The 11,700-nt window shown below is 63.6% G+C and carries 9 protein-coding genes and 2 pseudogenes; 6 read left to right on the top strand and 5 right to left on the bottom strand.

The features are described from left to right. Window positions 1-12 precede the first annotated feature (12 nt). Window positions 13-1,590: pseudogene (locus tag ACP69V_RS04695) on the top strand (FTR1 family protein); the annotation flags it as partial. A gap of 135 nt (window positions 1,591-1,725) precedes the next feature. On the opposite strand, the pseudogene ACP69V_RS04690 reads toward ACP69V_RS04695, so the two are convergent. Then, window positions 1,726-2,007: pseudogene (locus ACP69V_RS04690) on the bottom strand (ArsC/Spx/MgsR family protein); the annotation flags it as partial. On the opposite strand from ACP69V_RS04690, the gene ACP69V_RS04685 reads away from it, so the two are divergent. After that, window positions 1,955-2,263, top strand: a complete 309-nt coding sequence (locus ACP69V_RS04685; RefSeq protein WP_426022852.1) for a DUF1971 domain-containing protein — start codon at window positions 1,955-1,957, stop codon at window positions 2,261-2,263. The pseudogene ACP69V_RS04690 and the gene ACP69V_RS04685 overlap by 53 nt on opposite strands. Before the next feature lie 192 nt (window positions 2,264-2,455). Here the strand turns inward: ACP69V_RS04685 and ACP69V_RS04680 are convergent, their stop codons facing one another. Next, window positions 2,456-3,964: an FMN-binding glutamate synthase family protein gene (locus ACP69V_RS04680; RefSeq protein ID WP_426022851.1), complete on the bottom strand. Its 1,509-nt coding sequence runs from the start codon at window positions 3,962-3,964 to the stop codon at window positions 2,456-2,458. 164 nt (window positions 3,965-4,128) lie between these two features. On the opposite strand from ACP69V_RS04680, the gene ACP69V_RS04675 reads away from it, so the two are divergent. Continuing rightward, entirely contained in the window at window positions 4,129-4,821 is a 693-nt protein-coding gene (locus tag ACP69V_RS04675; RefSeq protein WP_426022850.1) for an IS6 family transposase, read from the top strand. Window positions 4,822-4,877: 56 nt separating this feature from the next. On the opposite strand, the gene ACP69V_RS04670 is transcribed toward ACP69V_RS04675, so the two are convergent. From ACP69V_RS04670 to ACP69V_RS04660, 3 genes are all read right to left on the bottom strand, one after another. Further along, complete coding sequence (locus ACP69V_RS04670) at window positions 4,878-5,624, bottom strand: DUF6683 family protein (RefSeq protein WP_426022849.1); 747 nt, start codon at window positions 5,622-5,624, stop codon at window positions 4,878-4,880. Window positions 5,625-5,713: 89 nt separating this feature from the next. Next, window positions 5,714-6,391 carry a hypothetical protein gene (locus ACP69V_RS04665; protein ID WP_426022848.1) on the bottom strand — a complete coding sequence of 226 codons (678 nt, stop codon included), beginning with the start codon at window positions 6,389-6,391 and terminating at the stop codon, window positions 5,714-5,716. An 84-nt stretch (window positions 6,392-6,475) separates the two neighbouring features. Beyond that, entirely contained in the window at window positions 6,476-6,856 is a 381-nt protein-coding gene (locus ACP69V_RS04660) for a flagellar biosynthetic protein FliO (protein ID WP_426022847.1), read from the bottom strand. Here ACP69V_RS04660 and ACP69V_RS04655 point away from each other — a divergent pair. From ACP69V_RS04655 to ACP69V_RS04645, 3 genes are all read left to right on the top strand, one after another. Then, entirely contained in the window at window positions 6,822-7,112 is a 291-nt protein-coding gene (locus ACP69V_RS04655; protein ID WP_426022846.1) for a metal/formaldehyde-sensitive transcriptional repressor, read from the top strand. The two genes, ACP69V_RS04660 and ACP69V_RS04655, sit on opposite strands and share 35 nt — an antisense overlap. A 213-nt stretch (window positions 7,113-7,325) precedes the next feature. Next, entirely contained in the window at window positions 7,326-8,435 is a 1,110-nt protein-coding gene (locus ACP69V_RS04650) for an S-(hydroxymethyl)glutathione dehydrogenase/class III alcohol dehydrogenase (protein WP_066629248.1), read from the top strand. Between the two features lie 394 nt (window positions 8,436-8,829). After that, the gene (locus tag ACP69V_RS04645) at window positions 8,830-11,490 is read left to right on the top strand and encodes an excinuclease ABC subunit A (RefSeq protein WP_426022845.1); all 2,661 of its coding nucleotides are present in this window, start codon (window positions 8,830-8,832) and stop codon (window positions 11,488-11,490) included. Window positions 11,491-11,700 lie beyond the last annotated feature (210 nt).

The raw sequence follows: 11,700 nt of genomic DNA, 5'->3' as shown, positions 1-11,700 counted from the left end.
GAATACGGCGAGATGATCGAGTTCAGCACCCAGATCCGGACGCGTCTGGACGCCCTGCCGGCCAACCCGGCCAAGGCCGCTCTGGCGCGCGACGCCGCGGGCCTGCAGGCGGCCATCCGGGACAAGGCCGATCCGGCCGTCGTCGGCGCCCGGGCGAAGGCCCTGGCCGGCGCGGTGCTGACGGCCTATCCGAGCCCGCTGGCGCCCTCATTCCCGCCCGACCTGGCTCGCGGCGCCGCCCTCTATGCCGAGCAGTGCGCTGTCTGCCACGGCGCGACCGGTCGCGCGGACGGCCCGGGCGCCGAGGGGCTCGACCCGCCGGCGATCGCCTTCGCCGACGTGGAGCGCGCCCGCCAGCGCAGCGTCTTCGGCCTCTACCAGGTGATCGACCAGGGGCTGGAGGGCACGGCGATGGCCAGCTTCTCGCACCTTCCGGCCGAGGACCGCTGGGCGCTGGCCTTCTATGTCGGCCGCTTCGCCTTCACCGACGCCGAAGCCGCCGAGGGCAAGCGCCTGTGGGACGGCGATCCCGCGGTCCGTGCGGCTTTCCCCGACCTGGCCGCCCTCACCCAGACCACGCCGGCCGACCTGGCCACCCGCCTCGGCGAACCCCGGGCGCGGGCCCTGACCGCCTATCTGCGACGTCATCCCGAAGCGGCGACGCGCCCGACCGGATCGACGCTGACCCTGGCGCGGACGCGCCTGGCGGAGAGCGAGGCGGCCTATCGCCGGGGCGACCGCAAGGCGGCGACGGACCTGGCGCTGTCCGCCTACCTCGACGGCGTCGAGCCGATCGAGCCGGCCCTCGGCGCCCGGGACGGCGCCCTGATGCGCCGGGTCGAGACCGCCATGACCGAGCTGCGCGTCTCGATCAGCCGGGGCGCGCCCGCCCGGGAGGTCGCGGACCGGGTCGCGCGTGCGAACGCCCTGCTGGACACGGCCGAGCGGGCCCTCGCGCCCCAGGAGGCGGACAATCTCGCCAGCTTCCTCGGCGCCTTCACCATCCTGCTGCGCGAAGGCCTGGAGGCCCTGCTCATCGTGGTGGCGATGATCGCCTTCCTCAGGAAGGCCGAACGCCCCGAGGTGCTGCGCTACGTCCACGGCGGCTGGGTGGCCGCGCTGGTCGCCGGCGGCGCCACCTGGGCGGCCGCGACCTTCTTCATCTCCATCAGCGGCGCCAGCCGGGAGCTCACCGAGGGCTTCGGCTCGCTTCTGGCCGCCGTCGTGCTCGTCTCGGTCGGCATCTGGATGCACGGCAAGTCGCACGCCGACGCCTGGCAGACCTATATCCGCGACAAGCTCTCCCACGCCCTGTCCAAACGGTCGGCCTGGTTCCTGTTCCTGCTGGCCTTCGTGGTGGTCTACCGGGAAGTGTTCGAGACCATCCTGTTTTATGCGGCGATATGGAGCCAGGGCGGCCATGTCGGCATGCTGGCCGGCGCCCTGACGGCGGTGGCGATCCTGGCCGTGGTGGCCTGGGCCCTGCTGGCCTACAGCAAGCGCCTGCCGATCGGCCGGTTCTTCTCCCTGAGCTCGATCCTCATGGCTGTCCTCTCGGTCGTCCTGGTCGGCAAGGGGGTGGCGGCGCTGCAGGAGGCGGGCTGGCTCGATGTCCACCCCCTGGCCTGGATCCCCCGCATCGAGATCCTCGGCCTCTATCCGACCGTCGAAGGCGTCGCCGTTCAGCTGTTGACGATCGCCATCCTCGTGGTCGGCTTCTCTCGGCACCCGCTGGCCGGCGGCGTCGATGACGACCTCGCCGTCCTCCTTGGTGAAGGGCTTGAGATCATCGGCGGGCAGGAGGTCCAGAACGGCCTCGGACGGTCGGCACAGGCCGACGCCGAGCGGACTCACGACGATCGGGCGATTGAGCAGGATCGGATGGGCCTCGATCGCATCGAGCAACTGATCGTCCGTCAGGCCCGGGTCCCCTAGGCCCAGTTCGGCGAAGGGCGTGCCCTTCTCGCGCAACAGATTGCGCAGCGGCTTGCCGGCCCGTTCGGCCATCCGCATTCATGAGGGCGCGGTCATCTATACGATCGTCGGCTCGAACGAAGAGCGGCGTCTGACCCCCGACCAGCCGGGACTGGTCCTTCCAGAGCAATTGCATTTCGTAACACCCGACGGGCCAATGCGCATGCAGGTGGAGTTCTACGACCATCGACCCGTGCTAGCGAAGCAAGCTGTACCGGCAGACAGGCGGCCCACGGTTGACCGCGTGCTAGTCAACTCGCTCGCGTCGGGGCTTCCGTCGAAGCCATGATCTAGTTTCTCGCCCGTCTCCAGATCGCCTTCGGAATTCTTAGCGGGATAGATCACGTTCGACGCTCCCAATCTTTGAGCGCCGGGCGTTGGGGTCGCCTCAGCGGATTTACCGATAGCCATCAGGTGTGTGACTTCCTCCCCGCGGAACAGCAGATGGTTGGTAATGATGCGGCGATGGCAGCGCCACCAGCTAAGTCGCCAAGTCGAAGCTGTCCGCCCTCGCGAGGCGCCATGCCGCGCCATAAAAGTCCCGCTCACAGTTGCCCGCCAGCAACTCGCCCTTCTCGAGGAAAATATGCAGCTGCGCGAACAGTCTGATCTCCGTCAAACTGACACGACGCACGAGATGGTGGGCACCAAGCCTGCTCGGGTGATCCAGACCCGCTGCAGCGATCATCTCAGCCAAAGCTAGTAGAGTGTTCCGATGGAAGTTGTGCACGCGCTCGGCTTTGTCGCTTACCACGAGCGCTCTCTGCCGCATGGGGTCCTGCGTAGCGACGCCGGTGGGGCACTGGTTCGTATGACACGACAGGGACTGGATGCAACCGATGGCGAACATGAAGCCGCGGCCCGCATTGGTCCAATCCGCGCCAAGGGCCATCACCGTCGCGATATCGAAAGCGCTGACGATTTTGCCGGCGGCGCCCACTTTGATCTGGTCCCGCAAGCCCGCACCCACGAGGGTGTTGTGGACGAAGAGCAGGCTCTCACGAAGCGGCATGCCCAGGTGGTCTGCAAATTCGAGAGGCGCGGCGCCCGTACCCCCCTCAGCGCCATCGACGACTATGTAATCAGGCAAGATGTTTGTTTCGAGCATTGCCTTCACAATACCCATGAACTCCCAAGGCTGACCCACACACAGCTTGAACCCAACCGGCTTTCCGTCGGACAACTCACGCAGCTGAGCGATAAAATGTATCAGCTCGAGAGGGGTGCTGAAGGCCGAGTGCCCAGGCGGGGAAATGCAGTCGCGGCCGACCGGAATGCCGCGTGTAAGAGCGATCTCGGGGGTGACCTTTGGCCCAGGCAAGATTCCGCCTTTCCCGGGCTTCGCACCTTGGCTGATCTTCAACTCGATCATTCGAACCTGCGGATCCGCCGCTTGCTCGGCAAAGCGTCGTGGATTGAATCTGCCCTGATCGTCGCGGCATCCGAAGTAGCCGCTTCCAATCTCCCAAATGAGGTCGCCGCCATGCTCGCGGTGATAAGGGCTGATAGAGCCCTCGCCCGTGTCATGGGCGAAACCACCAAGCTTGGCGCCCTTGTTCAGCGCTCGAATGGCGTTGGCGCTCAGCGCGCCAAAGCTCATCGCAGAGATATTGAAGATTGAAGCAGAGTAAGGCTGCTGACAGTCCTTGCCACCTATCAAAATCCTGAAAGCGCCGGGATCGGCTGCGGGAACCGGCCTCGTCGAGTGCGCGATGAATTCGTAGCCGTTCTCGTACACATCCAGAAGCGTGCCGAATGGACGGTCGCTAACCTCATTTTTGGCGCGCGCGTACACCAGCGAGCGCTGGCTACGTGAAAACGGCGTCTCCTCGTGCTCGTCTTCGAATAGATATTGCCTGATGCCAGGGCGGATAGCCTCGAAGAGCCAGCGAAGGCGTCCGACAACGGGGTAGTTCCGTCGAACCGAGTGCGCCGGCTGGCCCAGATCGTACACTCCCAGCGCAGACAGGGTCGCCGCCAGGGCGAACACTAGCCACGCCCAAGAGGCAGGAAGCGCTGGGATGACCAAAAGCAACCCCTCTATAGCGTTCCGTCTGCGACGCTGAGCAATTAGCTCCTAAGGGTGCTGTCAGTCTAACTCTAACTTGTCTCCACTTCAGGGCCGCCTAACGGTCTGATCGGAGATCGCATTTCGTGAAACCGCTATCCTTCAAGCGCCATCGCTTTCCAGCGGCGGTCATCCGTCAAGCTGTGTGGCTCTACTTTCGCTTCAGCCTCAGCCTTCGTGACGTTGAAGAGCTGATGGCCGCGCGCGGAATCGATGTGAGCTACGAGACGATCCGCTGCTGGACGATCAAGTTTGGACCTCAGATCGCACGGCGGCTGACGAAGCTTCGCCCCTCCCCGTCTCCCCGCTGGCACCTCGACGAGGTCGTTTGCTCCATCGGCGGAAAGCGCATGTTTCTATGGCGCGCCGTGGATGATGAAGGCGAGGTGCTGGACGTCGTCGTTCAGAGACGGCGAAACACCGAAGCGGCCTTGAAGCTGCTCCGCCGCCTGCTGCGAAACCAGCCTGTTGAGCCAAAAAAGATTGTGACCGACGGGCTCGGGTCCTACCAGGCGGCTCTGAGCCAGTTGGGCATGCGACATGTCCATTCCCCCGGCCGTCTGCGAGAAAACAATCGTGCGGAAAACTCGCATCTGCCGATCCGGCGGCGAGAGCGGCAGCAGCAGCTGTTCAAGTCCCAGGCGTCAGCCCAGCGCTTTCTCACCACCCACGCCGCAATCTACAACACCTTCTACGCCCAACGACATCTCATCAGCAGACCAAACCTCCGCCGCTTCCGCGCTGGGGCGGACGCGGCGTGGGCCGTCGCTGTCGCCTGAGATTTCGTCGCGTTGGGGCAAGTTGCGGTCCGCCTCGATTAACCTGACAACACTTTTCAGGCTGGTGTCAGGCCGGAACTAGTCAGTCGCAATTGACGAAGATCGACGCCCATTTCGTTTCTGAACCGAGTAACGGCCGCATCGCCCAAACGACGCGCCATGGCGTTGTCGCCGCGCTGCATGGCGTCCACATAGGCCGCATGCTGCACCAAGAAGTTCAGCATCAGCACCTCGGCCATTTCTTGACGACCGGCGTCGTCGAGCCTCGCGATCGGTCCGCCAGCGATCGAGCGACGAACCTGGTCACGAACCGCTAGGGTCTGGGTGCGGTTATTGTCTCCCTGATTGGCGATGACCCAGTTCATCACCCAATAGGCGGCCATGGCGTCGGCCACATCGCCGGATCGCAGGCCGTCGGATCGGACGATGCCGGACCAGCTGCCGACGGGATCTCCGTTCGTGAGCACGGATCGCACGCGCTGCTCCGTCTCACGACCCGAATTCTTGCCGACGAATTCCGCAAACTGAGACCTGACCCGCGTGGAGACGGCAGGCGAGGCGCGATAGGTCGTGCGGACCACGGCCCCGGACGGAGCCGCAGGAACGCGAGGTGTGGCCCGTCTGGCAGACGAAGGCGAGCCATGGCCCGAGGACATCATATTGTCCCGCATGGCCGCGTGCATCTGGTTCATGGCGTCTGAGGTCGCGAACCCCTGGAACGCGTAGTCCTGAGCCCCGGTCGGCCCGGCCCCCAGAAGCGCGACTGCCGCGACTGCGCCGAGAATGTCCGTTCTGATGCTCATGGTCCTCGCTCCATTCAACCGGTTTTCATTAAAACCAAGACGGCGGGCGAAGGTTTCGCCCGCCGTCCGATGTCGTCTGTCCCTCAGGACTAGCCTTGCTTTCTCGCCAAGGTCGAGGCGGACTCGCCGATCGACTTGAGGGCGTTGTTCAAGGCCTGGGAGACGAAGTCCAGTTCCTTGCCCACCGCCGTCATTTCTGCGGACAGGCTGCCCATCTTGGGCTTCTTCTTCTGGCTTTCGGCGTCGATCTTCTCGCCGATCTCGGCCATGCGTTCCATCTTGGCGTCCAGGACGCTGCCCAAGGCTAGGGCCAGACGCAGCATGAAGCTCTTGCCGTTGGCGCCGCCGCCGACGGTGTTGCCGTCCTCGTCGCGACCGCCGGTGCGGGCCTTCTCCAGGGTCTTGTCGACCAGATCCTGAACGATGTCGTTCATCTGACGATCGATCTCGCCAGCCTCGAAGGCGCCGCCGCCCGTCGCCGCCGCCAGGCCTGCGGCCGATTCACCGATGCTCTGGAAGGCGCCGCCCGTATTTCCCGAGGTGGCGGCGAAGGCGCTCTGGGCCAGGTCGATGACCGACTGCGGCAGGCCCAGTTGCTGACCGACCATCTGGATGACCTGCTGGCCGATCGAGGAAATGGCCTGGGTCAGAGCCGCCTGGATGAGGGCCGAGGCGCCGCCCGTCACGGTGGCCAGAGCCGTCTGAGCCACCGTGCTGACCAGGGTGCTGAAGAGGTTGCCGCCGCCGCCGATACCAAGGAATGACATCTGAAATCTCCGAGTTTGGGTTTCCGGTCCGCCGGGCAGGCGCATCGCCCGGAAACCCGACGTCGTCACAAAACCACCCCTCCCCTATCGCCGGTAGTCAGGCCGTTCCCCAGCTAGGGATTTCCCTAGCAGCGCCTTCAGACGTTTCGGCATGGCCGCCGTCTGGGCCTGGGCGGCCTCGACACGGGCGGCGTCCTCGGCGATTTCCTCGGGGGTGCGCGTGCGGCGGTCCAGCACGGTGACGCCGCCCGCCGTGACGCCCAGCAGCAGCACCTCGTCGCGCCAGATCACCACCGTCGCTCGCTCGCGCGGCCCAAGAATTTGGAGATTGGCCAGGGAACCTCGCCTGATTACAGAAGCGCCAGCCTCTGGACAGGATTGAAACTCCCCCCCTGTATAGTATGCTGAAGCGATTTCTCGGGAAAACGCGATGCCACATTCATCAGAGGACAAAAAGCGAGCCATCACACGCTTGCGGCGTATCAAGGGCCAGGCGGACGCTCTGGAACGCGCGATCGAAGCCGGGGCCGATTGCACTCCCCTACTGCAGCAAATTGTCGCCATGCGTGGTGCGACAAATGGACTGATGGCAGAAGTGATGCAGAGTCATCTCAGGGAAACATTCGGTGCGGGCGCAGATCGGGCCGTCAGAGGCGCAGGTGGCGATCACGATGACGGCGTGGAGGGCGTAATGAAGATTCTGCGTACCTATCTTAAATGACAATTTCAGGCTCATTTTCTTGCCTGTGTTCTCCCGCACCTAGAAGCCAGCCCCTGCTGCCTTCCCGGGTTTGAGATCCTCGTTAGGACACATGTTGTATACTGCCAGGGAGTATGATAAAGATACTCCCTGGCAGTATGAGAGTGTCGACGACTTTCGCTGACGCAACGGCCTCGCACCAGCAATCAGTTTAACTCATGAGGGTATCCCAACATGAAATCTCGCGCCGCTGTAGCCTTCGAGGCGGGCAAGCCACTCGAAATCGTCGAGATCGATGTCGCCCCACCCCGGAAAGGCGAAGTCCTCATACGGGTGACGCACACCGGTGTGTGCCACACCGACGCGTACACGCTGGCGGGGAGTGATCCGGAGGGTGTTTTCCCGGTGGTTCTGGGCCACGAGGGCGCGGGCGTCGTTGTCGAGGTCGGTGAAGGCGTCACCAGCGTCGGGCCGGGCGATCACGTGATTCCGCTCTACACCGCCGAGTGCCGCAAGTGCGACTTCTGCCTGTCGGGAAAGACGAACCTGTGCGTCGCTGTCCGCGAGACGCAGGGCAAGGGCTTGATGCCCGATGGGACCACCCGCTTTTCGTACAATGGTCAGCCTCTCTATCATTACATGGGCTGTTCAACCTTCAGTGAATATACTGTCGTCGCCGAAGTCTCGCTCGCCAAGATCAATCCCGAGGCAAACCCCGAACATGTCTGCCTCCTCGGCTGCGGCGTCACGACCGGCATCGGCGCAGTCCACAATACCGCCAAGGTCCAGCCCGGAGACTCGGTTGCCGTGTTCGGCCTCGGCGGCATCGGCCTCGCGGCGATTCAGGGTGCGCGCCAGGCGAAGGCGGGTCGCATCATCGCCATCGACACCAATCCGTCCAAGTTCGAGCTGGCACGCCAGTTCGGTGCGACCGAGTGCATCAACCCCAAGGACCATGACAAGCCCATCCAGCAAGTGCTGATCGAGATGACGGGCTGGGGCATCGATCATACCTTCGAGTGCATCGGCAACGTCCACGTCATGCGCGCCGCGCTTGAATCAGCGCACCGTGGCTGGGGTCAGTCGATCGTGATTGGCGTTGCCGGCGCGGGCGAGGAAATCTCCACCCGCCCATTCCAGCTCGTCACGGGCCGCGTATGGAAGGGGTCCGCTTTCGGTGGCGTCAAGGGACGGACACAGCTCCCCGGCATGGTCGAGGACGCGATGAGAGGCGATATCGATCTGGCCCCATTCGTAACCCACACGATGGGTTTGGAGGAGATCAACGAGGCCTTCGAACTGATGCACGAAGGCAAGTCGATCCGCACGGTCATTCACTACTGACCCGTCGATCAGAAGCGGCGCGAGGCGCTCGGATCGACAACTCGGCCGTCATCATGGCTCGACCCCGACCATGATGACGCGCGCTCTGGCAAATGGGCAACGCGTCGCGATGCGGTAACAAGCGCCGAAGTGCGGTCGTTACATGCCGATAGCGGCACGGACCAGGGCCGCTTGGCCCAGGCGCTTACCACCGGAGTGTGTGTGGCCTCGTCGCGCGACCCAACGGGAAAAATGGTTTTGTCGTAACCTTTGTCTAGTGCTGGAAAAATATTTCAAAGGTGCCGAACACCGGGCCAGCCTGGCCGTTGGATGTAGTGAGTCGGAAATGCATTCATCTGTTACCCGACTGTGATCAACCACGGGCCGAACGGGCGTATAGGGCAGGAAGACTGAATTGAAGAGCAAGGATATTCACGCGACGACGCCGGCCACCGATCATGGGCATACGGGGCCGCCCGCTTGCGTGCAGGTTCGCGGCGCGCGCCAGAATAACCTCAAAAATATTGACGTCGATGTACCTCGCGACGCCTTCGTGGTGTTCACCGGCATATCGGGTTCGGGCAAGTCATCGCTTGCGTTCGGCACCCTTTATGCCGAAGCGCAGCGGCGTTATCTGGAATCGGTTGCGCCCTATGCCCGTCGCCTTATCGACCAGGCCGGCGTGCCGGAGGTCGACACGATCGACGGATTGCCGCCTGCGGTCGCGTTGCAGCAGCAGCGCGGCTCGGCCAACGCGCGATCCTCGGTCGGCAGCGTGACGACGCTCTCCAGCCTGGTGCGGATGCTCTATTCCCGCGTCGGCGAATATCCGCGCCATCAGCCCATGCTCTATGCGGAGGATTTCTCCCCCAACACGGTCGCGGGGGCTTGCGCGACCTGCCACGGCATCGGGCGCGTATATGACGCGACCGAAGAGACGATGGTTCCTGACGACAGCCTCACCATTCGCGATCGGGCGATCGCCGCCTGGCCGACCGCCTGGCATGGCCAGAACCTGAGGGATATCCTCGTTTCGCTCGGCTATGACGTCGATACGCCGTGGCGGGACTTGCCGAAAAAGGATCGCGACTGGATCCTCTTCACTGACGAGGCGCCGACGGTGCCGGTCTATGCGGGCCTGACGCCTGAACAGACTCGGAAGGCCCTCAAGGGCCGCATGGAGCCGAGCTACCAGGGCACCTTCACTGGCGCGCGCCGCTATGTGCTGGAAACCTTCGCCAACACAAAAAGCGCGCTAATGAAGAAGCGCGTCTCGCAATATATTATCGGCCGCGATTGCCCGACCTGCGACGGCAAGCGCCTGAAGCGCGAAGCCCTGTCGGTTAAATTCGCCGGGCTCGATATTGCCGAGTTCGGCGACCTGACGGTGCTCAAGCTGAAGGACTTGCTGATGCCCGTCGCGCATGGCGAGTATGGGGCAGTCTCCGACACCTCAAAGGGCCATGTTCTGGAAAAAGCGGCCCGCGAAGCAGCGGTCGAACAACGGGTTGCCGCGGGCGGCTCTGCGCACAAGAGCGCGCCCGACGTGCGCCGCACGCCCAATCTCTCCGACGAGAAGCGGATCGCCGCCCAACGCCTTGCCTGCGAATTGATCGAGCGGCTCGAGGCGCTGATCGATCTTGGCCTTGGCTACATTTCGCTCGACCGCAGCACGCCGACGCTCTCCTCCGGAGAGTTGCAGCGCTTGCGGCTTGCCACCCAATTGTCGTCACAGCTTTTCGGGGTGGTCTATGTGCTTGACGAGCCTTCGGCAGGGTTGCACCCGGCAGATGGCGAAGCCTTGCTCACCATCCTCGAGCGTCTCAAGGCGGCGGGCAACTCCCTGTTCGTCGTCGAACATGATCTCGACGTGATCCGGCGCGCGGAATGGCTCGTCGATGTCGGGCCAGGAGCCGGAGAAAAGGGTGGTGAAGTCCTCTACAGCGGGCCGATAGAGGGGCTTGCCCACGTCGAGACTTCGATCACCCGCCGCTACCTGTTCGCAGAGCCGCTCCGCAGTGAGCGCACACCGCGCGATCCCAAGGCGTGGCTACGCTTGGAAGGGATCAGGCGTAACAATCTTCAAGGTCTCGACGTTGAGTTTCCCATCGGCTGCTTCACCGCTGTCACCGGCGTTTCGGGATCGGGCAAATCCAGTCTTGTCAGTCAGGCGCTGCCCGAGCTCGTCACGGAACACCTCGGCGGCTCTCCGGTGGCCGAGGAGGAGGATATCGATCCTCTGCTCGACGTTGCTCAGAACGATACTGAAGGACGCATTGTCGCGGGCATGGAGCATGTTCGCAGGCTAGTGCGGGTCGATCAGAAACCGATCGGCCGCACGCCGCGCTCGAACCTATCCACCTACAGCGGCATGTTCGACCATGTGCGAAGGATCTTCGCTGATACGCCGCTCGCCCGCCGGCGGCACTATAACCCGGGAAGGTTCTCGTTCAACGTCGCGCAAGGCCGCTGCCCTGTGTGCGAGGGCGAGGGATACGTTATGGTGGAGCTGCTATTCCTGCCGAGCGTTTTTGCGCCGTGCTCGACCTGTCATGGCTCTCGCTACAACCCGCAAACGCTCGAAGTCGAATGGAACGGGCGCAATATTGCCCAGGTGCTCGAACTGACGGTCGACGATGCGTGCGATTTCTTCGCTGGCGAGGCATCCGTGATGCGCTCCCTCGATGTAATGCGGGAGATCGGTCTTGGCTATCTGAGGCTCGGACAGCCGGCGACCGAGCTGTCTGGCGGGGAAGCGCAGCGCATCAAGCTGGCGGCTGAACTGCAACGCGCTCAACGCGGCAACACGATCTACATCCTCGACGAGCCAACTTCGGGGCTTCACCCCTCCGATGCGGACCGGCTGATGCAACATCTGCAGGGCCTCGTCGACGCCGGCAATACGGTTGTAGTCGTAGAACATGACATGCGCGCCATCACACAGGCGGACTGGATCATCGATCTGGGACCGGGGGCCGGGGAAGATGGTGGCCGTATCGTTGCCAGCGGCGTCCCTGGCGTCGTTGCGGAAGCGGAAGGCAGTCTCACCGCCCCCTATCTTAAAGCGGCGCTGTAGGTCGTGAACCTAGTCGGTATCCAGGTCGCAAGAACAGCAGAGCTAGTGTGGTGGCGGTCGGTCGGCTGGGACCGCCCGGTAACGGTCGGGAGGCCACGAGGGGACCGAACCTGGAGTCGACTATGTGAAAGAACCCGGAGGCTACAATGGGTAAAGCCTAGAAGCCTATCAGAGCCGCCGAGGAGTTCACCGCGGTTGACGCGACTTAAC

This window comes from Brevundimonas sp. PWP3-1b1 (assembly GCF_049896065.1).
GTDB classification, from domain to species: Bacteria; Pseudomonadota; Alphaproteobacteria; order Caulobacterales; family Caulobacteraceae; genus Brevundimonas; species Brevundimonas intermedia_B.
The sequence above is the reverse complement of the archived record's forward strand: the minus strand, read 5'-3'. Positions and strand labels throughout refer to the sequence as shown.

Coding starts and splice junctions, on each gene's coding strand:
- ACP69V_RS04665 (WP_426022848.1), bottom strand. CDS start 6,391: ATGTCATTCCTTGGTATCGGCGGCGGCGGCAACCTCTTCAGCACCCTG.
- ACP69V_RS04655 (WP_426022846.1), top strand. CDS start 6,822: ATGCCACATTCATCAGAGGACAAAAAGCGAGCCATCACACGCTTGCGG.
- ACP69V_RS04660 (WP_426022847.1), bottom strand. CDS start 6,856: ATGGCTCGCTTTTTGTCCTCTGATGAATGTGGCATCGCGTTTTCCCGA.
- ACP69V_RS04650 (WP_066629248.1), top strand. CDS start 7,326: ATGAAATCTCGCGCCGCTGTAGCCTTCGAGGCGGGCAAGCCACTCGAA.
- ACP69V_RS04670 (WP_426022849.1), bottom strand. CDS start 5,624: ATGAGCATCAGAACGGACATTCTCGGCGCAGTCGCGGCAGTCGCGCTT.